The organism is Variovorax sp. 22077, assembly GCF_052044195.1.
GTDB classification, from domain to species: Bacteria; Pseudomonadota; Gammaproteobacteria; order Burkholderiales; family Burkholderiaceae_C; genus Variovorax; species Variovorax atrisoli.
The window spans coordinates 235,716-261,210 of the sequence record NZ_JBQEQC010000010.1 but is presented as its reverse complement, the minus strand read 5'-3'; the positions used below and the strand labels follow the sequence as shown (position 1 = coordinate 261,210).

The 25,495-nt window shown below is 66.8% G+C and carries 27 protein-coding genes and 1 pseudogene; 9 read left to right on the top strand and 19 right to left on the bottom strand.

Translation table 11 applies throughout. The annotated features are described in order from the left end of the window. Nucleotides 1–662: 662 nt before the first annotated feature. A pseudogene (locus ACTJLF_RS17015) lies at nt 663–868 on the bottom strand (DUF7011 domain-containing protein); the annotation flags it as partial. 81 nt (nt 869–949) lie between these two features. Further along, the gene (gcvA, locus tag ACTJLF_RS17010; RefSeq protein WP_440883553.1) at nt 950–1,879 is read right to left on the bottom strand and encodes a transcriptional regulator GcvA; all 930 of its coding nucleotides are present in this window, start codon (nt 1,877–1,879) and stop codon (nt 950–952) included. Nucleotides 1,880–1,981: 102 nt separating this feature from the next. On the opposite strand from gcvA, the gene ACTJLF_RS17005 reads away from it, so the two are divergent. The 3 genes from ACTJLF_RS17005 to ACTJLF_RS16995 are packed head-to-tail and all read left to right on the top strand — an operon-like array spanning nt 1,982 to nt 3,070. Then, nucleotides 1,982–2,302, top strand: coding sequence for a putative quinol monooxygenase (locus ACTJLF_RS17005; protein ID WP_440883552.1), 321 nt, complete (start codon nt 1,982–1,984; stop codon nt 2,300–2,302). A gap of 10 nt (nt 2,303–2,312) precedes the next feature. Beyond that, nucleotides 2,313–2,729 (top strand): GFA family protein, encoded by a 417-nt coding sequence (locus ACTJLF_RS17000; protein ID WP_440883551.1) that lies wholly within the window; start codon nt 2,313–2,315, stop codon nt 2,727–2,729. Between the two features lie 38 nt (nt 2,730–2,767). Continuing rightward, entirely contained in the window at nt 2,768–3,070 is a 303-nt protein-coding gene (locus ACTJLF_RS16995; protein ID WP_440883550.1) for a hypothetical protein, read from the top strand. Between the two features lie 85 nt (nt 3,071–3,155). Here ACTJLF_RS16995 and ACTJLF_RS16990 read toward each other — a convergent pair whose 3' ends face one another. Next, the gene (locus tag ACTJLF_RS16990) at nt 3,156–4,040 is read right to left on the bottom strand and encodes a LysR substrate-binding domain-containing protein (RefSeq protein ID WP_019658121.1); all 885 of its coding nucleotides are present in this window, start codon (nt 4,038–4,040) and stop codon (nt 3,156–3,158) included. Nucleotides 4,041–4,163: 123 nt separating this feature from the next. Here ACTJLF_RS16990 and ACTJLF_RS16985 point away from each other — a divergent pair, with 123 nt between their 5' ends. The 5 genes from ACTJLF_RS16985 to ACTJLF_RS16965 all read left to right on the top strand — a co-directional run bounded on the left by ACTJLF_RS16985 (nt 4,164) and on the right by ACTJLF_RS16965 (nt 8,545). Further along, entirely contained in the window at nt 4,164–5,132 is a 969-nt protein-coding gene (locus ACTJLF_RS16985; protein ID WP_019658122.1) for a Bug family tripartite tricarboxylate transporter substrate binding protein, read from the top strand. A 22-nt stretch (nt 5,133–5,154) separates the two neighbouring features. After that, on the top strand, nt 5,155–6,075 hold the full coding sequence (locus tag ACTJLF_RS16980; protein WP_440883549.1) for an SMP-30/gluconolactonase/LRE family protein: 921 nt from the start codon (nt 5,155–5,157) through the stop codon (nt 6,073–6,075). Nucleotides 6,076–6,146: 71 nt separating this feature from the next. After that, nucleotides 6,147–6,572, top strand: a complete 426-nt coding sequence (locus tag ACTJLF_RS16975; RefSeq protein WP_019658124.1) for a carboxymuconolactone decarboxylase family protein — start codon at nt 6,147–6,149, stop codon at nt 6,570–6,572. A gap of 14 nt (nt 6,573–6,586) precedes the next feature. Next, a complete protein-coding gene (locus tag ACTJLF_RS16970) occupies nt 6,587–7,576 on the top strand; it encodes a tripartite tricarboxylate transporter substrate binding protein (protein ID WP_440883548.1) in 990 nt (329 codons plus the stop codon). A 57-nt stretch (nt 7,577–7,633) separates the two neighbouring features. Continuing rightward, nucleotides 7,634–8,545 (top strand): LysR family transcriptional regulator, encoded by a 912-nt coding sequence (locus ACTJLF_RS16965; protein ID WP_019658126.1) that lies wholly within the window; start codon nt 7,634–7,636, stop codon nt 8,543–8,545. 15 nt (nt 8,546–8,560) lie between these two features. On the opposite strand, the gene ACTJLF_RS16960 is transcribed toward ACTJLF_RS16965, so the two are convergent. The 15 genes from ACTJLF_RS16960 to ACTJLF_RS16890 form a co-directional block, all read right to left on the bottom strand. Continuing rightward, nucleotides 8,561–9,268 (bottom strand): substrate-binding domain-containing protein, encoded by a 708-nt coding sequence (locus tag ACTJLF_RS16960; protein WP_020723404.1) that lies wholly within the window; start codon nt 9,266–9,268, stop codon nt 8,561–8,563. A gap of 88 nt (nt 9,269–9,356) precedes the next feature. After that, a complete protein-coding gene (locus tag ACTJLF_RS16955; RefSeq protein ID WP_080647950.1) occupies nt 9,357–10,364 on the bottom strand; it encodes a Bug family tripartite tricarboxylate transporter substrate binding protein in 1,008 nt (335 codons plus the stop codon). Nucleotides 10,365–10,501: 137 nt separating this feature from the next. Further along, entirely contained in the window at nt 10,502–11,230 is a 729-nt protein-coding gene (locus ACTJLF_RS16950; RefSeq protein ID WP_038116543.1) for an alpha/beta fold hydrolase, read from the bottom strand. A gap of 52 nt (nt 11,231–11,282) precedes the next feature. Continuing rightward, nucleotides 11,283–13,163: a glycoside hydrolase family 3 protein gene (locus ACTJLF_RS16945; RefSeq protein WP_440883547.1), complete on the bottom strand. Its 1,881-nt coding sequence runs from the start codon at nt 13,161–13,163 to the stop codon at nt 11,283–11,285. Between the two features lie 79 nt (nt 13,164–13,242). Continuing rightward, nucleotides 13,243–14,286 carry a porin gene (locus ACTJLF_RS16940; RefSeq protein ID WP_019658131.1) on the bottom strand — a complete coding sequence of 348 codons (1,044 nt, stop codon included), beginning with the start codon at nt 14,284–14,286 and terminating at the stop codon, nt 13,243–13,245. A gap of 185 nt (nt 14,287–14,471) precedes the next feature. Beyond that, the gene (locus ACTJLF_RS16935) at nt 14,472–15,566 is read right to left on the bottom strand and encodes an ABC transporter ATP-binding protein (protein ID WP_440883546.1); all 1,095 of its coding nucleotides are present in this window, start codon (nt 15,564–15,566) and stop codon (nt 14,472–14,474) included. 37 nt (nt 15,567–15,603) lie between these two features. Then, a complete protein-coding gene (locus tag ACTJLF_RS16930) occupies nt 15,604–16,464 on the bottom strand; it encodes a carbohydrate ABC transporter permease (protein ID WP_019658133.1) in 861 nt (286 codons plus the stop codon). 47 nt (nt 16,465–16,511) lie between these two features. Further along, nucleotides 16,512–17,438, bottom strand: a complete 927-nt coding sequence (locus tag ACTJLF_RS16925; protein ID WP_244164415.1) for a carbohydrate ABC transporter permease — start codon at nt 17,436–17,438, stop codon at nt 16,512–16,514. Between the two features lie 21 nt (nt 17,439–17,459). Further along, nucleotides 17,460–18,695, bottom strand: coding sequence for an ABC transporter substrate-binding protein (locus ACTJLF_RS16920; RefSeq protein ID WP_019658135.1), 1,236 nt, complete (start codon nt 18,693–18,695; stop codon nt 17,460–17,462). A 64-nt stretch (nt 18,696–18,759) separates the two neighbouring features. Then, the gene (locus ACTJLF_RS16915; RefSeq protein WP_019658136.1) at nt 18,760–19,182 is read right to left on the bottom strand and encodes a cupin domain-containing protein; all 423 of its coding nucleotides are present in this window, start codon (nt 19,180–19,182) and stop codon (nt 18,760–18,762) included. A gap of 346 nt (nt 19,183–19,528) precedes the next feature. After that, nucleotides 19,529–20,029 carry a hypothetical protein gene (locus ACTJLF_RS16910; RefSeq protein ID WP_440883545.1) on the bottom strand — a complete coding sequence of 167 codons (501 nt, stop codon included), beginning with the start codon at nt 20,027–20,029 and terminating at the stop codon, nt 19,529–19,531. A gap of 166 nt (nt 20,030–20,195) precedes the next feature. Beyond that, nucleotides 20,196–21,095 carry an amidohydrolase family protein gene (locus tag ACTJLF_RS16905; protein ID WP_440883544.1) on the bottom strand — a complete coding sequence of 300 codons (900 nt, stop codon included), beginning with the start codon at nt 21,093–21,095 and terminating at the stop codon, nt 20,196–20,198. 8 nt (nt 21,096–21,103) lie between these two features. Beyond that, on the bottom strand, nt 21,104–21,643 hold the full coding sequence (locus ACTJLF_RS16900; RefSeq protein ID WP_440883543.1) for a carboxymuconolactone decarboxylase family protein: 540 nt from the start codon (nt 21,641–21,643) through the stop codon (nt 21,104–21,106). Then, on the bottom strand, nt 21,643–22,611 hold the full coding sequence (locus ACTJLF_RS16895; protein WP_440883542.1) for a Bug family tripartite tricarboxylate transporter substrate binding protein: 969 nt from the start codon (nt 22,609–22,611) through the stop codon (nt 21,643–21,645). Before ACTJLF_RS16895 ends, ACTJLF_RS16900 begins: the two co-directional genes overlap by 1 nt. Before the next feature lie 35 nt (nt 22,612–22,646). Then, a complete protein-coding gene (locus ACTJLF_RS16890; protein ID WP_019658141.1) occupies nt 22,647–23,444 on the bottom strand; it encodes an SDR family NAD(P)-dependent oxidoreductase in 798 nt (265 codons plus the stop codon). Between the two features lie 102 nt (nt 23,445–23,546). On the opposite strand from ACTJLF_RS16890, the gene ACTJLF_RS16885 reads away from it, so the two are divergent. Continuing rightward, a complete protein-coding gene (locus tag ACTJLF_RS16885; RefSeq protein ID WP_440883541.1) occupies nt 23,547–24,467 on the top strand; it encodes a LysR substrate-binding domain-containing protein in 921 nt (306 codons plus the stop codon). 3 nt (nt 24,468–24,470) lie between these two features. Here ACTJLF_RS16885 and ACTJLF_RS16880 read toward each other — a convergent pair whose 3' ends face one another. Continuing rightward, on the bottom strand, nt 24,471–25,454 hold the full coding sequence (locus ACTJLF_RS16880; protein ID WP_440883540.1) for a Bug family tripartite tricarboxylate transporter substrate binding protein: 984 nt from the start codon (nt 25,452–25,454) through the stop codon (nt 24,471–24,473). Nucleotides 25,455–25,495: the final 41 nt, after the last annotated feature.

Below are 25,495 nucleotides of genomic sequence, written 5' to 3'. Positions count from 1 at the left end.
GCGCTCAAGCAATTCGTTGAAATCGACTGAAAAACGAGATGTCATATCGAATGTCCGGTTCTGGCCGCATTGTGCCGATGGAGATGGACCACGACTTCATTTCAGCAAGCGGTCGGCAACGAAGCCACCGCCACAAGCGCGACAGTAGAACCCGTGCACAAACTGCTCTAGCGGGGTCTTCTGCAGTTCTTCCTGTTTGCACTCGTCGGTGGCCACCTGGTCACGTCGCCGATAGCCCGCTCGCTCCTCCGTAAACAGAATGCTCGGGCTTGCCTTTCCGATGAGAAGAAGCTTTTCCACGACCCGTGCGTCACTATGGCACCGAGGGCAGACCTCCTCCGACTGATGCGAAGTAGACATAGAGTTCCTCTATTGACTGATGACGGCGAGAGACCGCTACCGGCCAAGAGCAGTCGGTCGACGCCACGTCACAAATTCGCCTAAGAGCGGACAGTCCGCAAGAACGAAACCGCGAGCCGCATGGACAAGTTCCAGTTTCTTCCGAGATTAAATGGACTCTTTTCCGAGGCGCGCACGCTGGTCGACCTGAACCTGATGAATGCCCGGTTGCCTCAGTTGGTCATGGGGCCGGGACATCCTCCGGAATCCGCTGTCACTGTAAAGCGCTGCACATTCTTTCGTTGCATGGTCGAAGGCAACTTTGCCAGCGCGTAGCGCTGGCAATGGTCCGGAGTGCGCGCGATCAGCGTCAGCCTCTTGCCGTCGTGGATCAATTGCTTGTGGCCGCAGATGTTCCAGAACGCGAAGGCGATGGCACCTTGCGGTGGATCGGCATCGGGTAGAGCTGCACCACGCCAGCATGGCCGGGCAGCCAGGCCGGATGCGCGTCCCGTGGTCGAACTGCTGGCCCGCATGGAGGCGCTGATTGCTAAGGGGACATCCCCTGCCTGATACGCCTGCCTGTCGTCTAAAACGCAAGGACGCGGAGCTAGAGATCTTCGGCGGAGCCGCTATCGCTATCCCTCATTTCCGCCAGCAGCCAATCCCTGAACGCCTTCACCTTCCGCTGATGGATCGCCTCCGTTGGATACACCAGGTAGAAGCTGGAATAGGCCTTCAGCGTCTGCTTGAATGGCCTCACCAGACGGCCTGCGGCGAGGTCATCAGCAACGAGCATGGTGCGGCCCAGGGCAACGCCTTCGCCCTGCACGGCGGCCTGCACCGCAAAGGTATAGGAGTCGAACGTCAGGCCAGCGCGAGGGTTGACGCCTTCGATGCCGACGGCTGAGAGCCAGTCGGCCCAGGCGATCGGGTAGCCGTCGCGGATGAGCGTGTGGTGGCGCAGATCGGCGGGGTTGCGTAGCGCACGCGGGCCTTTGAGCAAACCGGGGCTACAGACGGGGAAGACCTCTTCGTCGGCGAGCCACTCGGTCGTCAGGCCCGGGTAGTTGCCTTGGCCATAACGGATGGCAACGTCGATGCCGTCGCTATGAAAATTCGCCAGGCGGCCCGTGGTGGAAACGCGCACGTCGACGTCCACGTTGGCCCGGTGGAACCTGTACAGGCGCGGCACCAGCCAGCGGCCCGCGAAGCCGTCTGAGGTGCTGACATTGAGAGTGCTGCCGGACTGGCGCGCCGTGGCGGCCGCTGTGGCGGCAGCGAGTTGACCCAGCATTTCGCGCACGGCCTTGGCGTAGGGCTCGCCCGTCTCGGTGAGGCGCACGGAGCGCGTGACCCGTTCGAAGAGTTGCACGCCGATTTGCTCTTCCAGGTGCTTCACCGCGCGGCTGATGGCGCCTGGCGTGAGGTGCAGCTCCTCGGCCGCCTTGGTGAAGCTCCGCAGCCGGGCCGCGGCCTCAAAACATGGCAGGGCGGTGAGCGGCGGCAGCTTGCCGGGCGAAGCGGTCACGTCGGGCATGGTTGAATATTTCTCACAAGTCGTTGCTAAAGTATGGTTTGTCACTGGGGGTGGCACTGCACAGAATGTCCTTCATTCATGAGTGCAGATCAAGGACAGAACATGAGCAACACCGGCAGTCATCCCGTCACCGTGGTCATCACCTGTGCCATCCGACCCGACAAGCTGGAGGTAGCCCGGCAGGAGCTGAAGGCCGTCATTCGGCAGGTCATGGCGCTCGAGCCCGCCTGCAAGGGCATCCGCGTGCTCGAGGCGACGGATGCCCCACACCGCTGGCTGATCGTCGAGCAGTGGGACAACGAGGAGGTATTCAGCGGTCCGCACATGCAGCAGCCGCACATGCGGGCCTTCATGAAAACGGCCGAGACCTTCCTTGACGGCAAGGCCGATTTCGAGTTCTGGCACGAGACGTTTGCCGCCTGAGGAGACCACCATGCAACCAACCATCCTGCAATGCCGCTGTGGCCAGGTGCAACTGCACTTGAGCGAGGCACCGATCGCGCAGTTCTACTGCCACTGCGGCGATTGCCGCGCCGTGACAGGTGGCGGGTATTCACCACTGGCGCTTTTCCCGGCCGCCAGCGTCAAGCTCGCCGGCGGCAACACCACGACCTGGACGTATCGGACCATGCCGCGGACCCGTTGCGCCCACTGCGGCACGCTGCTGTTCGGCGGATCCCCGGGCATGAATATGCGCGGTGTGTGCGGCTTCCTGCTGCCGGCCGACCTCTTCAAGCCGACCTTCCACATCCGCTGCCAGCATGCGGTAATGCCGGTGAAGGATGATCTACCGCACTTCAAGGACGTGCCGGCTGCTTTTGGGGGTGACGACGAGGCGGTGGGTTGGTAGAGATCTGGGGTACGCCTACTCTCACTGACTGGCTGGTCGTGAGCAAAATGGCGGGGTCAGAGTCCGAAGAGGCCGTTATTACCTTCAGCGCCAAATCCGAGCGGACGAGCGATGCGCAGCCGAATGCCCGGAGCTCCGCCGGCAGGTTTGCCGACCTGAGGGAACGTCTGCTTGAGAGCGTCGGATTCAACGCCGGGAACGACAGCAGCGGGCTTGAAGCGCCTGGTAGTCGACAGGCGAAGGTCGGCCAGAAGCTGCCGCTCGACCGCGAGGCCCAGTTCGCTCGGAAGCCGACACTCGTTGGGCTCGCACGTCACCGGCTGAATCCAGCGTCAAAATGATAGGAAGCGCCGGTGCGCGAGTGCTTCGGCTGCGACCCGTCGATATGAGGCGATGTGCGTGCCGAATCCGCCAGCGGCCTCAGGCTTACTCCATCGACTTCGCCGCACGCCGCACGATGGCTGCGAAAGCGGCGGTCGTTGGTGTGCGCACCTGACCTTCGGGCCATAGCAGGCCCGGTGTGCGCTGCAGCGAAGGGCCTTCCAGCGGGACGGCGACCAGGCCGAGGTGATCTGCCAAGGCGCTGCGCGAGACGATCGTCGCCATGGGCGCCTCCTGCACGAGCGCAAGCATTCCTGCAATGGAGGATGTCTCCACCACGACGTGCGGCTGTGCACCGGCCGCGCGAAGTGCCTCATCGATTTGCATGCGGGTCGTGTACTTGCGCGCCGGCAGGGCTAGATCGCGTCCGTGCAGTTCGATCATGCGAAGACGCCTGCGCCTGGCGAACGGATGTTGTTGGTTCACTGCGACCACCATTTCTTCCGAATAGAGCGGCTCGAACAGGAGGCCTTCGAGTTCGAACGGCCTGTACGCGAGGATCAGGTCCAGGCGCCCCGCACTCATGTCGACGATCAGGCTGTCGACCGTGTTTTCTTCGACCACCAGCCGCATCGAAGGATGTGCATGGGAAAAGAGCGCGAGGCACTTCGGCACCAGGCCCATGTTCAGCGTCATGGTCGTGCCGAGCGAGAGCGTTCCCTCGAACGCCTTCTCGGGCGCGCCGATCAGGGCAATGCCGACGTCAATCTCCGCGAGCGCCTTCGCCGCCTGCGGCAGGAACAGTTCGCCGGCGGCCGTGAGCGTGACACGGCGCGCGCTGCGATCGAAGAGCTGCTGGCCCAGTTCGCTCTCGAGCTGGCTGATCTGGTGCGACAGCGTCGACTGGGTGACGTGGAGCTGCACGGCGGCCTGCGTGAAACTGAGGCGCTCGGCCAGTGCAAGGAAATAGCGTAGATGTCGGAGTTCCATGCGTCTCAACCTGGCGGTCGCACGAATCGATGCCGTCGATCATAACGACCGAAATTTGTCATTTGTCTCGCGGCGCGGTGCTCGCCTATCTTCGACGCTCCATACAGACAACGAGACAAGCCCATGCGACGCATATCCACCGCACTCCTGGCGGCCCTGACACTCTGCACGGCCATCGCCCATGCCCAAACGGAAAGCTGGCCGAGCCGCACCGTCAGGCTGGTCGTTCCCTACCCGCCCGGCGGCACCACCGACTACGCGGCGCGCCAGATCGCACAGGCCCTCACGGTGCAGACGGGCAAGACCTTCTACGTCGAGAACAAGGCCGGAGCCAGCGGCACGATCGGCTCGGACCTGGTGGCCAAGTCGGCGCCCGACGGCAATACCTTCCTCATCAACGACACCACCTACGCCATGCTTCCGCATCTGTTCAGGAAGCTGCCGTGGGACCACGCGAACGGCCTGGTGCCTGTCACGAACATCGTCGATACGCCGCTGGTCGTGCTGGTAGGCACGGTCTCGCCGTACAAGACCATCAAGGACCTCATCGACGCTGCACGCCGCAACCCCGGCCAGCTGACCTTCGGCTCCGGCGGGATGGGAAGCTCCACACACCTCGGCGGAGAACTGCTCAAACAGAACGCGCAGCTCACGCTGACGCACGTCCCTTACAAGGGCGCGGGCGAAGCGCTGCTCGGCGTGGTGTCCGGCCAGGTCGATGTGCTGGTGACCGCATCGCCGACCGCGATCGCGCAGGTCAAGGGCGCGAAGGTGCGGGCGCTGCTGGTGACGGCGCCGCAGAGAATCGCCGCGCTTCCGGATACGCCCACCAGCGCCGAAGCGGGCCTGAAGGACTTCACCGCGACCAACTGGTTCGGCGTCGCCGCACCGAAGGGCACGCCCCAGCCGGTCATCGAGAAGATGCAGGCCGAGATCAAGCGTGCACTGCAGTCGCCCGAATTGCGCGCGCGCTTCGGCGAGCAAGGCGCGACGGTCGGCGGCATGACGCCGGCCGCTTTCCAGGATTTCGTGCGCAGCCAGACGCAGGCCTGGGGCCGCGTCGTCAAGGCTGCGGGCGTCCAGCCGGAATAACGCCGCATCAGGAACCAGGCCCATGTGGAACCTCAGCTTCACGCCTCCGGAAATCATCGAAGCGAAAGTGCTCACGACGATGCCGGCGGACCTTCGCCGCGCCGGGCCGAACGCTTGGGGCGAAGCGAACAAGCCGGGGCAGCCGGTCGACAGCTTCCTCGAAGGACCGGTGTTCGATTCGCTGGGCAACCTGTACGTGACGGACATTCCCTCGGGCAGGATCCTGTGCATCACACCCCGGCTCGATTGGCGCGTGGTGGCCGAGTACGACGGCTGGCCCAACGGTATGGCGATGCATGCGGACGGGAGCCTCTGGATCGCCGACTACAGGCGCGGCATCCTCAGGCTCGACCCCGCCGCCGGCCGTGTCGAACCCGTGCTGGCCCACCGCAATAGCGAATCCTTCAAGGGCGTCAACGACCTCGTCTTCGATGCGAAGGGCAGCCTCTATTTCACGGACCAGGGCCAGACGGGCCTGCACGATCCCACCGGCCGGGTCTACCGCCTGGGCCAGGACGGCCGGCTCGACCTCCTGCTCGCGAACGTTCCCAGCCCCAACGGCATTGCGCTCGACTCCTCGGGCCATGTGTTGTTCGTCGCGGTCACGCGCGGCAACCAGGTCTGGCGCGCGCCGATCATGCGCGACGGCAGCCTCACGAAGGTGGCCGCCTTCCAGAACTTCTTCGGCACCAGCGGGCCCGACGGCCTCGCCGCCACCGCGCAAGGCGGGCTCGTGGTGGCGCACGCGAGCCTCGGCGCCGCGTTCGTGCTGAATGCAGCCGGCGAAGTCACCCATCTCGTGCGCAGCCCGGGCGGCAAGACCGTCACCAACCTGGTCTTCCGGCCCGGGAGCAACACGCTGGTGATGACGGAGTCGTCCACTGGCGCGATCCTGGAAGCACAACTTCCCGCCGCCGGCCCGGGCCAGGCCTCTTTCAAGTGACCGCATCGGCGGCGGCAACGCACGGCCTTCGTGCGCAGAGATTCTTCGATTCACCTCTTCGGGAACATCACATGACGAACAACGAGCTTTACGAAAAGGGAACGAAGCGCAGGCGCCTCGTCCTGGGCGACGCGCACGTGGACCGGGCCGGCGCGGCAACGACCGACGTGACGCGCGACTTCCAGGACCTGATCGTGCGCTACGGCTGGGGCGAGGTCTGGACGAGGCCCGACCTGGGCCTTCGGGAGCGCCGCATCCTCGTCATGGGCACGATGATCGCGCTCGGACGCTGGGACGAACTGCGGCTGCATCTGCGCGCGGCGCTGCAGAGCCAGATGTCGCTGTGCGACATCAAGGAGGTGCTGCTGCAGCAGGCAATCTATTGCGGCATTCCGGCGGCCAACACGGCCTATCACCAGCTGTCGGCGGTCCTTGCGGAACTCGCCGCCGAAGGCACCGAGATCAATCGCGCGCCAACGGCCGCGGCCGAAGCCTGAAGAAGATTCAAGCCATGACTTTCCATCGCACTTTCACACGCCGTGTTCTGGCCTCGCTGGCCCTCTCAACGGCAGGCGCCGCGCTCCTCCCGCTCGCGGCCGCAGCCGAGCAATGGCCCGCGAAGCCGATCCGCCTGATCGTTCCCTACTCCGCAGGCGGCGGCGCCGACAACGCGGCGCGGATCCTTGCCCAGCGCCTCGGTGCCGCGCTGCGCACGCAGGTCGTCGTCGACAACCGGCCGGGCGCCAGCGGCATCATCGGCGCGCAGGCAGTCGCGAAGGCCGATCCCGACGGCTATACCGTGCTGTACGACGCGTCGACGTTCGCGGTGAATCCGCTGTTGCGCAAGATGCCTTTCGATGCGGCGACAGATCTGGTGCCGGTGTCGCTCGCACTGACCGTCCCCAACGTCCTGGTGGTGCCACCCAATTCGCCCGACGCCGACTTCAAGGCCTTCGTTGCGCGTGCACGCGCCCAACCTGGCAAGGTCTCGTTCGCGTCGTACGGCGCCGGCAGCCCGGCCCACCTCGCGAGCGAGTTGCTCAACCGGGAGGCGCGCACCGGCGGGCTGCACGTGCCTTACAAGGGAGGCGCACCGGCGATCGCCGATGTCATGGGCGGCCACGTGGATGCCTACTTCGCCAACGCCGGCTCGGCCCTGGGCTACCTGCAGTCAGGGCAGCTGCGCGCGTTGGCGGTCACCTCCACCCGGCGCATGGCCGCGCTGCCACAGGTGCCCACCATCGCGGAAAGCGGCATTCCGAACTTCGAAGTCCTCGAGTGGAACGGCTTCTTCGTCCCCAAGGGCACGCCCCGGCCGATCGTCGAGCGCCTCTCCGCCGAAGTCCAGGCCGCCGTGCGAGACCCTCAGACGCGCGCACGGCTGGTCGCGCTGGGTGCCGACCCGGTGGGTGGCTCGCCAGCCGAATTCGCCACCTTCATCGCCGGCGAGTCCCGGAGCTGGGCACAACTGATCAAGGCCAACAAGATCGTCGCCGAGTGAGCCGCGTGCGTCGCGGCCGCCTTTGCGAGTCATGCCCGAGCCTGTATGGTTGACGCCATGGATCTGCGCCAGCTTCGCTATTTCGTCACCGTCGCCGAAGAGCTGAACTTCAGCCGCGCGGCCGTGCGCCTGCACATGAGCCAGCCGCCCTTGTCCCATCAGATCAAGGCGCTGGAGGAAGAGCTCGGCGTGCTCCTGCTTTTTCGCAACCGCCGCGAGGTGCGGCTCACCGATGCCGGACGCGCGTTCCTGCGCGACGCGCGCCAGCTGCTTGACCAGGCGCAGGCAGCAACGCAGAGGGCCAAGCTCGCGGCGCAGGGCGATGGCGGGACACTGCGCGTGGGCATGGCCACCTCGGCCATCGACCATGTGATGCCGGACTTCATCCACAGGCTTCGATCCTGCCTGCCGACGGTCCAGTTGCTGGTGACCGACATGGGCTCGCAGGAACAGGTGCGCGCCGTCGCTGCCGACAAGCTGGACCTGGGCTTCGTGCACGCACGCACGAGCACGCGCGGCCTGGCCCGCCAGCTTCTCTACACCGAGGGCTTCGCGCTCGTGATGCCGCTGGCCCACCCGCTGGCCGCGCGCGAGTCGCTGGCGCTCCGGGACTTCGCCGAGGAGCCGATGATCAGCTTCTCGCGCGAGCACAAGTCCGCCTTGTTCGACTCGCTCGTCGCCGCCTGCATGCAGGCCGGTTTCAGCCCCAGGCTGCTTCACGTGGCTCGCCATCCGATGAGCATGTTCCAGATGGTGCGCCACGGCCTCGGCGTGGCCCTCGTGCCCGCCTCGTATGCAGAGACGAGCGGAGAGGGGCTGCGGGTGCTGGCGCTGCCGCCGTCGGCCGGCACGCTGCAGATCGATGTGGTCTGGCGCGAGAACAACGAAAGCGAACTGCTGGAGTGTGTGCACAACGAGGTGCTGTCGAACTGGAGCGTCGGCGAACCGGCCGTCCGGCCCGGCCTCTAAACAGACTCCGGGATCTCACCCGCGGCAAGGGTCCAGGCCCGCATCCGCAAGCGGACCGGCAGCCTCGTGCGAACGAAGGAACTGCATGAAGCGGCGCGCGGCCTCGGGTTCGGCCGCTCCAGCCGGCATGCCCGCGCCGATCACAGTGACATGCTGCAGATCATCGGGCAGCGCACCTGCGAAGCGCACACCCGGCTGACCAAGGATCTCGCTGATCTGCTGGAAGCCCAACTCCGCGTCGCCCCGCGCCACGGCGGCGGCGACTGGTTCGTCGCGCACCTGCAGCACGCGCACCTGCGCCGGCTCGATGCCGAGCTTGCCGAACAGCTCCTGAGAAATATAGATGCCGCTACCTGCCTGCGAATAGGCAACACCGCGCGCCTGCACTATCGCACGGCGCAGCGCCTGCGCGCTGCCGATGTCCACGGGCGGCTGGTCCTGCGCCACGCAGGCGCCGACGCGCGAGCGCATCACGTCCGTGCGAGAACCCTCTTCCACACGGCCGGCCTGCACCTGTTGTGCCAGCAGTGCCGCGGGAAGCAGCACGACGTCCGCCGCTTCGCCCCGCTCCAGCCGCTGCACCAGCGCCTGGGGCGATGGGCCACCCGCCGGCCCCCAGCACCACTCCACGCGGACATGGGCGGCCTGCTCGAACAAAGCACCCACCGCATAGAGAGGAGCCTGGAAGGCCTGCGGGGCCAGTACACGGATCGCGACGTTCATGGGAGTTCCCCGGTTCGTCCGCTTGTGCGCGGACAGGTCGTTTCGAGCAGGCGGCAAGGAGCAAGGCCCGTCGCCACGCGCGCCCCGTTCATTCCAGCGTGATGCCTGTTTCCTGCGTAATGGCCGCCCATTCCCGGCGCTGCCCGGCAAGCACGGCCGCGAAGTCGATGCCGGCGGGGGCGGGATCCATGCCGGCCGTGCGGATGGATCCGGCCATCTGGGGGCTGGCGATCGCCTGGGCAAGCGCGGCGCGCAATACCTTCAGCACAGGTGCGGGTGTATGCGCCGGGGCCATGAGCCCGTACCAGTTGAGCGACGGCACGCCCTGGACACCGCTTTCCTCGAGGGTGGGCACCTCCGGAAACTCGGCCAGCCGCGTCTTGCCGGTCACCGCGAGCGCGCGAAGCATGTTCTTGCGCACCAGCGGCAACAACACCGCCCTGTTGGTCACGACCATCGAAAGGTGGCCGCCAAGTGCATCCTGGATAGCCGGGGTGGCGCCCTTGTAGGGCACGAAAGTGATGTCTGCGCCGGTGCGCCGCTTGAACATCTCGATCACGAAGTGCGGCCCGATACCGGGTGCGGAGCCCGCGCTGAGCCTGCCGGGATTGCGCCTGCTGTAGCGCACCAGTTCCTGAACGCTGCCGGCGGGCACGCCCGGATGGTCGGCCATGATCATCGGATCGCTGGCGAGCGCGCCGACCGCCTCGAAGCCGGCCACTGGGTCGTAGTCCAGCTTCGGGTAGACCGCCGGCACCACCACGTTGAGGTTGGTGCCGCCCATCATCAGCGTGTAGCCGTTCGCCTGCGAGGAAGCCACGGCCTTCGAGCCGATGCGGCCGCCCGCGCCGCCGATGTTGGTCACGACCACGGGCTGCCCGAGGCTCACCGAGAGCGCGGTCGCAATCAGCCGCGCGGCCACGTCGTTCGGGCCGCCGGGTGCGAAGGGCACGACCAGCTTGATCGGCTGCGAGGGATAGGCCTCTGCCGCGAGCGCGCCACGCGGCCACAGCAGGGGCATTGCCGTGGGGGCGAGCAGCATCCTGAGCATGGATCTGCGGTCGCAGGGCGACATGAGCGCAGGGGCCGGTTTCATGTTGTCGTGATCCTTCGGGCGTCCGTGCCGTATCCGGCCCAAGGAGAAATCTAGGCAGGCTGCCGGGATGCGTCCAATACCTTGGGCGAAACACTGTCATCGCGATCGCGAATAAGTCTGCGGCGGCCCGGCAGCGCTCACCGCGGCTCGAGCAGCCCGAGCAGCATGTCGGCCAGGGCCTGCGGCGCGTCGATCATCGGATCGTGGCCGCAGTCGGCCATCACGGCGGTCTGCCAGCCTGCATCGGCGCGGCAGCGCTCGAGCGCGGCGTCGAACAGTGGCTGCGGGAACAACGGCGTGCGCACATAGAGCTTGCGCGCGATACGCTCCCGCGCGCCCGTCAGTTCGACGGGTTGCATCGACACGCCGATCGGCTGCGGCGTGATCTTCGAATCGAGCCAGCGCGCGTCCTCGGCGCTCTGGATCCTCAGCGCGGTGCTCGTAGGCCCCGGACGGGAGAGTTCGCCGCGCGCCTGCGCCTCCAGCACCGCAGCCTTCTGAGCATCGTTGAGCAGGTCGAAGCCTCGCTGGCCGTTCTCGGGCAGGAAGGCGTCGACGAAGGCGATGGCCGAGAGACGATCCTCCAGCGACTCGGCCGCCGCCGAGGCAACCCAGCCCGCATACGAGTGCGCGACCAGCACGGCGCTGCGCAGGTCCTCCCAGCGGAAAAGATTGACGACGTCGCGCACATGGGTCTGCAGCGTGATGTCGGCGCTCATCAGGTGCGAGCGGTCGGCCAGCCCGGTGAGCGACGGCGCATAGACACGGTGGCCGCGCCGCGTGAGCAAGGCCGCGAGCTTCTGCCAAGCCCAGCCGCCATGCCCGGAGCCGGCAACGAGTACGAAGGGTTGAAGGGATGTGTTCAAGACGAGTTCTCCTGTGGGTAGACGCCGGCGCGACATGCGCCGGACGAGGGAATCAGAACGAAAGACCCTCTCCGCGCCGCAGCGCCAGCCCGGTGGGAGGCGACTTCGACTGCAGCCATGGCAGGTCGAACGGCAGGCGTCCGGTGGGCGTGTGCCGGCCGGAGAGCAAGTCGAAAAGAGCCTGCTCCTGCACGCCGAAATGCAGGACGATGCCGGCGACCAGCGGCTCGAGGGCGCCAAGGTCCGCAGGGCGATCCATGTAGACGCTGGCCACCGTGGGCACCTGCGCCGCGATCACACGCACGCGCTCCAGATCGGCATCGCCGGCGAGCCAGCCCGTGCGCCCCTCGCGGTAGCGGCTGCCGAAAAAATGCCGCGGATGCAGCAGTTCGTGGGGCGTGCGCAGGCCGACGATGGCGAGATCGGCGTCGCCCGGACGCTCAGCCACCGTGAAGCCGGCAGCCCAGGCCGCCTGGGCATCGATGCCTTCGAGGAACAGCTTCTTCCCGCGCGCGAGCGGCACGCAGCCTGCGTTCTTCGCGACGACCAGTGAGCTGCGTTGCGCATCAAGCGCCATCGCCTTCAGTCCGGGCCGGCCGACGACGCGAGCCGCCGCGTCCTCATCGACGTAGGGGTTCTCGAAAAGACCCAGGCTGAATTTCTGCACCAAGATGCGCCGGACGGCCTGGTCGATCAGCGACTGCGCCAGCAGCCCGTCGCGCACCGCGGAGACGATCCAGCGCGGATCGTCCGCGCCGCCGAACTGGTCGACACCGGCCTGGACCGCCTTGGCGAAGCGCCCGGGCCTGTCCAGGTGCTCCACGCCCCATGGCATGGCGATGTCGGCGGGGCCGGGGCGCAGGCCATCCTGGGCGCCCTCGATGCACGCGCGCGTGCAGTCGTCGGTGACGTGCCAGTCGGAGATCACGACACCGTCGAAGCCGAAGCGTCCGCGCAGCACGTCGGTGACCATCTGCCGGTTGAAGCTCATGCCCACCTGTTCGATGTCGCCCGCGACATCCGGCACCCGGAGCCCGGGGGGCGGCATGCCGTAGGAAGGCATCACGCCTCCGACCCCCACCTCGAAGGCGCCGGCGAAGGCGCGGATATGGTTCTCGATGCCGTCGCTGCGCAGATCCAGCAGCCGACCGTAGTGGTTGTGCGCGTCGAAGCCCTCGGGGCTGGTCGCACCGTAGCCCACCCAATGTTTGACCACGGAAACCACGCTCTGCGGACCGAGCCCGTCCATGCCGCCCTGCATGCCGGCCACGTAGGCCTGCACGAGCGATCGCACGTCTTCGGGCGAACTGCCGAAGCAGCCGTTGCAGCGGTGCCAGCGCGGCTGCAGCGCGAGGTCCGCCATCGGCGACAAAGCCATGCGTACGCCGACCGCGCGATACTCCTCGCGCACGCCGTCGGCAAACGCGCGCACCAGCTCCGCGTTGCCCGCCGCGCCGAAGCCCGGCGCATCGGGCCATTGTGTGAATCCGCCGGCCGCGACGCTCACGCCCTGCGAATGGCTGAAATGGCTGCGCGGATCGGAGGAAAGAATCACCGGAATGCCGAGCCGGCCCTCTTCGGCCAGCGCCTGCAGCGTGTTGGCCTGACGCGCGAGCTCCGCGGGCGGTGCCTGCAGGCGGTTGAGGAAAGCTCCCACATGCCGCTGCAGGACCAGCTCGCGCATCGAGGCGAAGTCCCAGGCCGAGCCGGCACCGGGAATCGCCGCTGCCTGCGTCGTCGGCGGATTCGCATGGAGCATCGCGCCGACCTTCTCCTGGAGGGTCATTCGGCCGAGAAGATCGACGGCTCTTTCCTGCGGCGTTAGCCGCCAGTCCTCGTAGGGATCGAGCCGGCCATCGCCGTTGTGGTCCTTGAAGAGAAGTCCGTCGACCCGAAGCTGCCCGATGCTGCGCGCGCAAAGTTCAGGCTGCATGGGGCGCTGGCTCCTTCCTCATCGCATCACCTGGACGAATGCATGAAAAGACAGAGAACGCATCGGCTGCACGCACACCTCAGAACTTGTGGCTGATGCCGAATTCCGTGCCGCGCGACCTCTTGCCCGGCGACGCGGCGGGCGGCGTGCCGACCGCGAAGTTGGCGTCGCCCTTGTTCGAGATGGCCGCGTACGTCGCATAGAGCGTCGTCCGTTTGGACAGGTCGTATGCGTAGCCGATCGCCACCTGGGTGGCATCGTTGCGGTCCAGCAATGCCTTGCCGAGGACGCCTGAGGTGTCGGCCCTGGTGTAGTTGAGCTTGATCTTGTGAAGCCCGGCCACCGTGACCACCGTGCCGACCTGCGTCACCAGCCGCGAGGCGCCGAGGTAGGCATTGCGTACCACCGAGCCGTAGAACTTCGCCGGGCCCCATTCATAGCTACCGGCCATGGAACTGCGCCTGAGCGTGTTGCCGCCGATGCCGTCGAACAGGCCATAGGCCGCCGTCACGTGCACCAGCCCCTGCGCGTAGCCGATGCGACCACCGCGGTACTTCTTGGACGGCGCGCCCTCGCCCACCGCGACCGCGAGCTGCCCGTAGAAGCCGCCGAGCGTGTTCGGCGTGAGGTACTCGACCATGTTGTCGGCGCGCGCCCAGACACCGGTCGCGTCGATGCCGCTGCCGAAGACGCCGGTCGCCGTCGAATAGAACTTGCCCTGGTCGGCGAGCCCGCTGACGCCGAAGGTATCGAACTCGCCGAAGCCCGTGTACGAGGGCGTGAGGTCGTGGCCCAGCCGCACCTCGCCGAACGGACCCGAGAGGCTTACCGTCGAGCGGCGATTGAAGAAACGCGCGGCGTTGGTCGTACCGTCGTCGAAGTTCACGGTGCTCTCCAGCCATGCGCTGGCTGCGTAGCCGCCGCCCAGATCCTCCACGACGCGAAAGCCGAGGCGGCTTGCCGCCGCACCGCCGCTTGACAGGCTGGTGACCGTCCCGGGGCCGTTGGTGACGCGGCGCACGCTCAGGTCCGCGACGCCGAACACCGTGGCGGTGGACTGCGCATTGGCGCAGTTGGCCGTCGCCGCGAGGGCGATGCAGAGGGCGATTCGATGGGGGTTCAAGGATGTCTCCTGGTGTAGTGGTTTGGAATCGGATCTGGATTAGTCCGGCACCTGTAAATCCCCGGTGCGCTCGCGATGCCGTCGCGGTTCATGGGTGCCTCTCGTTGCAGGATTTCGGGGCGCAACGATCCAAGCGGCGCGCTGTGCGAGCCGCTGAATCGACTTCAGTTGGATGGAAGCGGGACCTAGAGCTCGATGCGCTGTTCGGTCGATGGATCGAAGAGCGAGGCGCTCGCCAGGTCCGGGCGCACACGGATCTGCTCGCCCGCGTGGCGCATCGGCTTGGGCGGCAGGCGGATGCCGATGCGCTGGCCGTTCATTTCGGCGAAGCCGAAGGTGTCGGCACCGGTCGGCTCCACCAGCTGGAGCGTGACCGCCAGTGCGCCAGACTCGCTTTCCTCCGTGAGCCGCCAATGCTCCGGCCGCAGCCCGAGCACCGCCTCGCGTTCCCCTGTGGCCGCATGCCCAGCCGGTGCCAGAGGCAGTCGCACGGACGAATCGCCACTGCGCAGCTCCGCCATCCAATGTCCCGATTCGGCGCGCAGCCTGACCGGCAGCAGGTTCATCGTCGGCGAGCCTATGAACGCGGCCACGTACAGGTTCGCGGGCCGCTCGTAGATGTCCTGCGGCGTGCCCAGCTGCTGCACGCGGCCATCCTTCATCACCGCGATGCGGTCGCCCAGGGTCATCGCCTCGACCTGGTCGTGGGTCACATAGACGATGGTGCTCTTCAGCCGCTGGTGCAGCGCCTTGATCTCGGCGCGCATCTCGACGCGCAGCTTGGCGTCCAGGTTGGACAGCGGCTCGTCGAAGAGAAACACCTTGGGATTGCGTGCCAGGGCCCGCCCCATCGCCACGCGCTGGCGCTGGCCGCCGGAGAGCTGCGCGGGCCGGCGATCGAGCAGGTGGCCAATCTGAAGGGTCCCGGCCACGCGCTCGACCACGGCGTCCCGCTCGGCCTTGTGCACCTTGCGCATCTCCATCGCGAAGGCAATGTTCTCGCCGACGGTCATGCTCGGGTACAGCGCATAGCTCTGGAACACCATGGCAATGTCGCGGTCCTTCGGCCCCACGTCGTTGACCACACGGCCATCGATCGCGATCTCGCCCTCGCTGATGCCGTCCAGCCCGGCGATCATCGACAGCAGCGTGCTCTTGCCGCAGCCGGACGGTCCCACCAGGATCAGGAACTCGCCATCGGCGACTTCGATGTCGATGCCGTGCAGCACGGTCACCGAACCGTAGCGTCTGCGCACATTGCGAATGCTCACGCTGGCCATGGATTTGGCTCCTTCTTTTTCTTCAGGTTTGGATCGGTCAGCCCTTGACCGCGCCCGCGGTCAGCCCGCGCACGAAGTACTTGCCGGCCAGCATGTACAGCACCATGGTCGGCGCGCCGGCGATGATCGCAGCGGCCATGTAGGCGTTGTAGCGGGGCACGTCTTCCTGCACGTTGGTCAGGTTGTTGAGCCCCACGGTCACGAGCTGCTGGTCGCTCGGCGCGAGCACTAGCGCGAAGATGAAGTCGTTCCAGATCGCGGTGAACTGCATGATGCCCACCACCACCAGGATCGGCTTGGCCGTGGGCAGCACCACGCGCCGGAAGATCGTCCACAGGCCCGCGCCGTCGATGCGCGCGGCCTTGATCAATTCTCCGGGGAAGCCCACGAAGTAGTTGCGGAAGTACAGCGCAACCGGCACGCTGTAGATCGTGTGCACCACCACCAGGCCGAACAGCGACTGCGACAGGTGAAGCCTCGCGAACACCATCGACAGCGGGAAGACGAACAGCGCCGCGGGCATGAACACGCCGAACATCAGCAGGAACAGCGCGCCCTCGGCGCCGCGGAAGCGCCACTTGGCCAGCACGTAGCCGTTGAAGCAGCCCCACAGCGTGGAGATCACCGTGGAGGGGACCACCACGATCAGCGAGTCGAAGAAATAGCGCGACAGGCCAGTGCACTGCTCGGCACCGGTGCAAGCCGTGGCCCAGGCCTCGATCCACGGCTCGATGGTCCAGCGCTGGGGCAGCCCCAGTACGTTGCCGGCCTGCAGCTCGGCCAGCGGCTTGAGCGAATTGACCACGGCGAACCACGCGGGCAGCGCATAGAACGCAACCGCGAGAAGCAATCCCAGGTAGACGAGCACGCGGCCCGCCCCGAGCCGTTCGCCCGGCATGCGATCCCGCTGCGCAGGACGGCGCAGGAATGAAGGAATAGCCATGGTCAGTCTCCGCGATGCTTCTTCAGCTCGCTCAGGATGTAGGGCACGGCCACCATCGCGCAGGTGAACAGCAGCACCATGGCCGAGGCGGACCCCAGGCCCATCTGGTCGCGCCGGAAGAAGCGGTCGAACACGTAGAAGGCCGGCAGCACGCTGCTCTGGCCGGGTCCGCCTTGCGTCAGCACGACCACTAGGTCGAAGGTGCGCAGCGCCGCGGGCAGCAGGATCAGCGCGGCGCTGAACACCGTGGGCCTCAGCGCCGGCAGCACCACGCGCCAGTAGATGCGCGGCAGGCTGGCGCCGTCGATCATCGCGGCCTTGAAGACCGACTCGTCGATGCTGCGCAGGCCGGCGATGAACATCGACATCACGAAGCCGGTGCTGTGCCACACGGCAACGATCACCAGCGCGAAGATCGAGTACCTGGGCTGGACGATCCAGTCGAACAGCGCGTTCTCGAAGCCTATGCCGTGCAGCCACTTTTCGATGCCGGTGTCGGGCGACAGCAGCCAGCGCCAGATCGTGCCCGCGACGATCCAGCTCAGCGCCAGCGGATACAGGATGACGGTGCGGATGCCGTTCTCCAGTCGCACCTTCTGGTCGAGCAGGATCGCGAGGAAGCAGCCCAGCACCAGCGGCAGGCCCACGACCAGCGGCAGGTAGAGGGCCAGGTTCCACAGGGCGCGCCACCAGTTGTCGTCGGTGAAGAGCCGCCGGTACTGGTCCAGGCCCACCCAATTCCAGCTAATCGCGCCCGCGGAATCGGTGAACGAGACTGCCGCGACCCAGGCGGTCAGGCCGTAGAAGAAGAGCAGGCTCACGGCCAGGGCTGGAGAGATGGCCAGTTGCGGCAGCCATCGTTCGAACCGGTCGGCGAGGCGGCGCACTTCAGGATGGACGGACGCGCCCGTCGAAGAGGATGTGGTCACGTTGCGTTCCCGTGGGCGGCCTCAGTTCGACCTGGCGGCCGAAGCCATCTTCGCGGCGGCCTGCTGGGCCGTCATGTCGGGGTCGTTCCAGAAGCCGAGCACCACGTCGCGCCAGGCTCCCAGCCGGGCGGGCGTCTGCATCAGGTTGGGCGATGCTGCAACCGTTCCGTCCTTGGCGCCGGCAACGAAATCGGCATAGCTCTGGCGGGCGCATTCGTCGAAGCCAGACACGTCCGCATCCGTTCGGGCCGGCACCGAGCCCTTGGCCTGGCTGAACGCAACCTGGGCGTCGCGGTCCATGAACACTTCGGCAAGGTCCAGCTGCGCCTTCGAGGACTTCTGCTGCTTGAAGAAGAGAAACGCGTCCGAGGTGAACAGATGGTTGCGGCCGCTGCCCGGTACGACCGCGCAGAGGTAGTCCACGCCGGGCTTCTTGCCGGCGATGTTGAATTCGCCCTTGGCGAAATCACCCATCACCTGCGCCAGCGCCCGCCCCTGGATGACCATCTGTGTCGCCTCGTTCCATTTGCGCGTCGGCGCGCTGCGGTCCACGTAGCCGCGCAGCCTGCGCATCACTTCGAAGGCCTTCACCACGCCCGGGCCCTTGAGCTGGGCGTCGTCGAGGTCGTAGAAGGCCCGGCGGAACTCGTCGGGCTTCATCGTCGTGAAGGCCACCTGCATGAAGGTGAAGTTCACCCAGATGTCATCGCCCATCGCCAGCGGCACCATGCCCGCGGCTTTGGCCTTGTCGGCCAGCGCGAAGAACTCGTCCCAGGTCTTCGGCGCGGAGGTCGCACCGAGCTTTTTCAGGGCCTCGGCGTTGATCCACATGACGTTCTGGCGATGAACATTCACCGGCACCGCGACATAGCTCTTGCCGCCCTGGCGCGCAAAGCGCCGCAACGGCTCGGGCAGCACCTCGTCCCACTTTCCCTTGACCGCCACTTCGTCGAGATTGGCGAGGTTGTCGCGGTTGGCGGCATAGCTGCGCACGTCGGCGTTGATCTGCGCGGCATCCGGCGGTGTGCCCTTGCCCACGCGCGCCTTCAGCAGGATGCGCTGGTTGTCGCCGCCGCCGACGGCCAGGTCTTTCCAGGCCAGTCCGCGCTTGCTCGCGGCCTCCTTGAACTTGCCGACGGCCGCCGTCTCGCTGGAACTGGTCCACCAGTGGATGACCTCGACGGTCTCTGCGGCGTGGACGAAGGAAGTAATGAGGGTCGCCGCGGCGCAGGCGAGGCTGAAAGTCAGGCGGAACATCTGGACTCCGAGGCTATGAAATGCGGAACGCGGAAACGGGCAAATTCGGTATGCGTAAACGAGTTCAGAACAGATCGACCTCGAGGAACACGACGGGTACGCTGTCGCGGTTGAGCAGCGCGTGAGGCCGGCGATGGGTTGAATACGCCTGCCCGGCCTCGACGACGACTGGGTCGTCCTGGCCCTCGAGGTACTCGGTCATGCGCCCCTGCAGCACATAGGCCACTGCCGGGCGGTCCGCATGCGAATGCATCGGCAGGAAGCCTCCGGGCGCAATGGTGACCTCTCGCATGCGCAGAAGGAGTTCCCTGGACGCGCCGAAGCCGCCCGGCAGCTCGACCTTGGCAATGACGGTTCCCGAGATGCCGACGCGCTCGCTGGGCAGCGACTGCAATGCCGGCGCCGGCTCCTGCGCGCCCCCGGAGCCCGATGCCTGCACCACTGCAGGTTGCAGCGATGCAAGGAGCTTGGAAACCCAACGCTTCATGAACACATCTCCAGGTGGTGCCCGCCTGGTTGCGGCGGGCTGGTCGATTGGCGATGGACTTTAGGAACGTATGTCCACCCGGTCCAATACCGTATTCATCAAACTGTCATCTCGCTTGCGAATAAGGAGCTTCCCTGTGCGATGGCCAGGCTTGGAAGCGGGGCGAACGGGGCGCTCGTGTGCGATCGATGCGCCTGCCTCGCAGGCGACATGCGCACTGCATCGAGGCGCCAAGGTGGCACCGCAAGGAATCACGGCTTGCCACCTCGGATGGAGGTCGTTGCTTCGATCGGTGCGGCATCTGGCGGCGTGTCGTGAGGCATCCGCCGGCGCGCCGGTCGGTCACCTAAGGTACAGAGGCGTCGGCCAGCGCGAACATGGTCCGCACGGGCTTCAAGAAATGGGGCCGCACGCGGGAGCTCCAGCTCGTTTCGCGAACCGCCAGCCATTCGGCGGAGGCCGTGGTCCGGTCCGAGACGAGGTCGTAGCACGCCAGCGACTCCTGTTCGTCGTCGCTGTTCCAGAAGCGCTGGGCGCGTATGCATCCCGGCACCGCAGCCAGCGCGGGCAGGTGCTCCTGGTCGTACCAGCGCTGCAGCTCGATGCCCCAGCCGGGTTCGGGTTTCATCTCGACGACGTAGTGGGAGCGTGCCAGCGAGTCCGCGCTGGCGCCGGCGATGTCGTGCATCAGCGTCAGGCGGGAGGCCGCGACCCGTGTGCCGGGCCAGGCGCTGCCCGCCTCACTGGCAAGCTCGATCAGGCAGTGCCTCGACAGCGCCGTGCGTTGAGGCAATTCCAGATAGACATACGAGAGCTTCAGTGCCTGCGAATGAACATGCCGAACCATGCGGCCGCCGATTTCCCGCCAGCAAGGCAAGCTTGCCACCGCCTCGCCGAACACAGCCGGCGTCGGGAGCGGACCATGGCATCGCAGGAGCACGACGTCGGTTGGAATCCGGCCAGTTGTTGACATGTGCACCTCGGATGGAACCGCGCGGCAACGCAGCCGCGGCTCAGGTCGGGAAGCGGTACAGCGCCTGGGGGTTGTGCACGAGCAACTGCTCAAGGTGCCCCGCATCAGGCGCGATACGCCCCAGCGCATCCACGAGCACACCGTCGTCGGGAATGTGGGTGTGGTTGGGATGCGGCCAGTCGGTGCCCCATACGCAGCGCTCGGGAAAGCGCTCGACCAGGATGCGCGCCAGCGCCTCGCCATCCACATAGCGCTCGCCAGGCGGTGCATGCGCGTCGATGCGATCGATGCCGCTGACCTTCACGCGAAAGCGCGGGTTCTCCAGCAGTTTCAGCAGCGCCTGGAAGTCGGAAGCATCCGGCCCGCGAGTGGCATCCACGCGCCCCATGTGGTCGATCACCACCGGAACCTGGCTGCGCTGAAGCGGCGCGGAGAGTTCGTGGACCAGCTCGCTCTCGAAGTGCACCTGCAGATGCATGCCGACGGCAGCCAGGCGCGGCGTCAATGCGAGCACCGCATCGACGCCCGCGGCGCTCGCGATGTGCCGCATGAAGTTGAAGCGCACGCCGCGGAAGCCCGCTAGCGCCAGACGCTCGAGCTCGGCATCGGGTACGCCGGTTTCGACGAGGGCGATCCCGAGATAGCGGCCCTGCCCCGCCGCGATGGCGTCCTCGACCACGCGGTTGTCGGTGCCGTGCGTGATCGACTGCACGATCACGCAGCGCTCGATGCCCACGGCGCGATGCAGCGCGAACAGCGTCTCCTTGGGTGCCTCCAGCGGAGTTACACGGCGGTCTGGCGCATAAGGGAAGCGCGCGGTCGGCCCGAAGACGTGCACATGGCTGTCGCATGCGCCGGGCGGCAGGCGAAGGCTCGGCCGCGAGGGGTGCTCCAGATAGGTCCGCACGGGAACGCCGGACTCGGTGGTTGCATCGGTCATGGCGGTGCCTAGTGCGAGATGTTCAGCGCCACGAGGAACCGCGACACCATGTTGTAGGCCGCCACGGTGGCGACCACTTCGACCACGGCCGAAGGCTCGAAGCGCGCGTTCAGGCGGTCCGTCAGCTCCACTGGCACCTTCACATCGCGCGTCATCCGGTCGGTCAGTTCCAGCAGCAGCAACTCGTCCTGCGTGAACCGGCCATCGAGGGCGCCTGCGGGGTCCCCGGCGCGCAGCGCATCGATCTTCTTCTGTGCGAATCCGGCCTTCAGCGCATGTGGTACGTGCGCGTCGAACTCGAACGCCGCCTCGTTGAGCACGGCGACGCGCAGGATGATCATCTCGCGCAGGTCCGCCGGCACCGAGGTGCGGTTGCGCACGGCCGTCAGCATCGACTCCCAGCCGCTGGCGATGCTCGGGCTATTGAGCAGCACCTGGTAGAGCAGCGAGATCCTGCCGCGCTCTGAAAGGATGCGGGCCTCGACCTCGGCGAGTTCGGGCACGGTGCCCGGCACCACCAATGGAACGCGTATGTGGCTCGTGCTCATCATTCGGCCTTGATGTTGCGTGACTTGATCAATGCGGCCCACTTGGCCGTGTCCGCCTTCAGCAGCGCTGCCAGCTCCTGCGGCGTGGATGTCTTCGGCTCGGCGCCGCCACGCAGCAGCCGGGCGCTGACGTCGGGGTTGGCGATCGCGCTGCGCACAGCCTTGTTGAGCTCCTGCACCACCGCCGGCGCCGTCTTCGCCGAGACGAAGAGCGCATACCAGTTGTTCGTGTCCACGGCCTTGATGCCCTGCTCGTCGAAGGTCTTGACCTGCGGCAGCGACGGATGGCGCTTGCTCGCCGCGATGCCGATCGCCTTGAGCCGGCCGCCCTGCACGTGCGGCATGATCGCCGCGACGTCGGCGAACACGCCTTTCACCTGCCCGCCCATCAGGTCGGTGAATGCCGGCGCCATGCCCTTGTAGGGCACATGCAGGAAGTGCGCGCCGGTGGCCTCTTCGAGCTGAATCAGCGCCAGATGGGGAATGCTGCCGGAGCCCGAAGAGGCCATCGGCGTGGACTCCTTGCTGGCCTTGGCGGTCTTCACGAACTCCGCGGCATCCGCTGCAGGGTCCTTCGCGCCGACCACCAGCACTTCCAAGTTGTTCGCCACGAGCGAGACCGGCGCGAAATCGCGCTGGGTGTCGTAGGGCGACTTCTCGACCAGCGAAGGATTGACGGCGGCCGCGCCCACGCTGGTGATCCAGATCGCGCTGCCATCCGCTTCGGCGCGCAGGGTCTCCAATGCACCGAGCGCGCCGTTGGCGCCGGGCCTGTTGTCGACGATGACCGTGCGCTTGAGCTCGCGCCCGAGCTGTTCGGCCAGCGTCCGCGCCACGAAGTCGACCGGCCCGCCCGGGCTGAACGAGGTCACGATGCGAACGGGCTTGCCGCCGGCCTGCGCGAATGCGGTCGATGCCAGCGAAAGCGCCGCGGCCGCGGCCGCGGCCAGGATGTGTCTTCTTTTCATCGCTTGTCTCCTTGCTTGCTTTGAACTCCGGCCGATCAGTCGCAGCGCGCCGTCATGCCGCCGTCCACGACCAGTTCGGTGCCGGTCACGAAGCGGGCCTCGTCGCTCGCGAGGTAGAGCGCGGCGCTCGCCGTGTCGCGGCCGTCGCCCATGAAGCCCAGCGGGATGCGCTTGACGCGCGAGGCCAGCAGCGCTTCGATGTCGCCGCCGGTGCGCTGCTTCGCCAGGCGCACTTCGACCATCGGGGTGTGCAGCTGTCCCGGCACCACGGTGTTGACGCGCACGCCGTCGGGTGCATGCTGGACCGCCACCACGCGCGACAGATGGATCACGCCGGCCTTGCTGGCCGCATAGGCCACCTGCGCGCTGCCGGTCCAGCGCAGGCCCGAGGTCGAGGCCACGTTGACGATGGCACCACGCTTGCGCTCGATCATGTGCGGCAGCACGTGCTTGCAGGTGAGGAACACGCTCTTGAGGTTGACGTCGATCTGCGTGTCCCAGGCCTCCTCGCTGAGCTGCACCGGGCCGCCTGCGGCCGAGCCACCCACGTTGTTGATCAGAATGTCGGGTGCGCCGTAGGCCTCGATGCAGGCGTCGACCATCGCCTTCACGCTCGCGGAGCTGGTCACGTCGCAGATGCAGGTGGTGATGGATGCCGCGGCGCTGCCGGCGAGCGACAAGGTCTCGGCCAGGCGCTCGGCGTCGCGGTCGACAGCCAGCACCCTGGCGCCCTCTTCCGCGAGCCGCACGGCCATCGCGCGGCCGTTGCCCCAGCCCGCGCCCACGCAGCCCGCGCCGGTCACGATCGCCACCTTCGATTCGAATCTCTTCATCGTTGCTCCTCGAGCCCGGCTTCCCCGGGAAAACCTTGAGTCTGGGCCGATCGCAAGCAAAGTTAAATCGAATGAGGCCTATATCAGATATGTCTTTGCGCTATGGATCTCAAACAGCTCGAGTACTTCGTCGTCGTGGTCGAGAAAGGCAGCTTCAGCCGCGCCGCGGCCGCCCTGAACCTCGCGCAGCCCAGCATCAGCCGGCAGGTCGCATTGCTCGAGCAGGAGCTCGGCCAGCGCCTGCTGGAGCGCACGGGGCGCGGTGTCACGCCGACGCAGGCGGGCCATGCGCTGCAGGCTCATGCGCGCGTCATGCTCAACGCGGCCGCGCAAGCCCTTTTCGACATCAAGGAGATGAGCGACGAGCCCGCCGGCAAGGTGGTGGTGGGGCTACCCAATCGGGTGGCCAGCGGGCTGTGCGTGCCGCTCGTGCGGGAGTTCCGCGAACGGCTGCCCAATGCGATGCTGTCGGTAGTGGAAGGGCTGAGCCTTTCGCTTCGGGAGGGGCTGCTGGCCGGCCGCATCGACGTCGGCGTGCTCTTCGACCCCCCGCCGACGCCGCTGCTGAGCTACGAGCCCCTGATGCGCGAGCGGCTGCTGCTCGTTGCGCCCGAAGGTTATCGGCTGCCCGAGCGCGTCTCGCTGGCATCCCTTGCCGATTTCCCTCTGATCCTGCCCGCCGTGCCGAACCCCATCCGAAGCCTGGTCGACGCGGTGATGCTGCCGCGCAAGATCAACCTGAACATCGTGGCCGAAGTTGGGGCCGTGCACACGGCGCTGACGGTGGTCGAGGAGGGAATGGCCTGCTCCATCCTGCCCGAGAGTGCGCTCAACCTCAGCACGCGCCGCGCCAAGGTGCGGGCTGCCCCCATCGGGCCGCCGGCCATGTGGAACAGCCTGGTGCTGGCGATGCCGACCGCGCGGCCGGCCAGCCGCCTCATCCAGGAGACGGCGAAGCTGCTGCGGGCGCTGGACTTCCGCGCCTATCGGCCGGCAGCGCCGATGCCGGCCGCCGAAGAATGAATATCAGAAGTCGATGCGGATGCCCGCGTCCTTCACCGCCTTGCCGATCTTGGCGAGGTCGTCCGCGATCAGCTGCTTGAACTGTGCGGGGTTGGACTTCACAGGTACGAATGACAACTCGGCGAACTTGGCCTTCAGCGAAGGCGCATCGACGGCCTTGGCAATCTCGCTGTTGAGCCGGTTCGTGATGTCCGCGGGAAGGTCCGCGGGACCCCAGATGCCGTACCACGACAGCAGCTCGAAGCCGGGCATGCCGGTCTCCGACAGCGTGGGCACATCGGGCATGGACGGAACACGCACCTTGCTGGTCACCGCGAGCGGACGCAGGCGTCCGCCCTGAACGAAGGGCGCGACGCCGGGCATCGGCGAAATCGCGGCCGAGACGTGGCCCCCGATCACGTCGGTCAGCTGAGGCACGGCGCCCTTGTAGGCAACGATCTCCATCTGCAGACCCAGTGCGCGGTTGACCATCTCCTCGCTCAGATGGCTCGTGGTACCGAGGCCCGAGGTCGCCCAGGTGTACTTGTTCGGATTGGCCTTGGCCAGCTGCACGAACTCGCCCATGGTCTTGGCAGGCACGTCGTTGTTGACGGCGACGATCAGCGGAACGTACCCGATCTGCCCCACGGGCGTGAAGTCGCGCTGCGCGTCGTAGGTCTTCTTCGCGACGACCAGCGGCAGGTAGGCCTGGCTCGACGCGTTGAACAGCAGCGTGTAGCCGTCGGGCTTCGCTTTCTTGACGTGCATCGCGCCAACGAAGCCCGATGCGCCCGGCGCGTTGTCGATCACGATGGGCTGCCCGAGCTGGCGCTGCAGTTGGTCGGCCACGAGGCGCCCCACAGTGTCGATCGACCCGCCCGGTGTGTAAGGAATGACCATGCGTATCGGCTTGTTCGGATAGCCCTGCGCGTGAGCGAAGGCGCCCACGAGCAGCGCCGCGCCGGCAAACGCCAACTTCAGGGTGGAAAGGCTGTACTTCTTGGTCATGTTGTCTCCTGGTGTGTTCATGTGACTCCATCTCCGCCGCA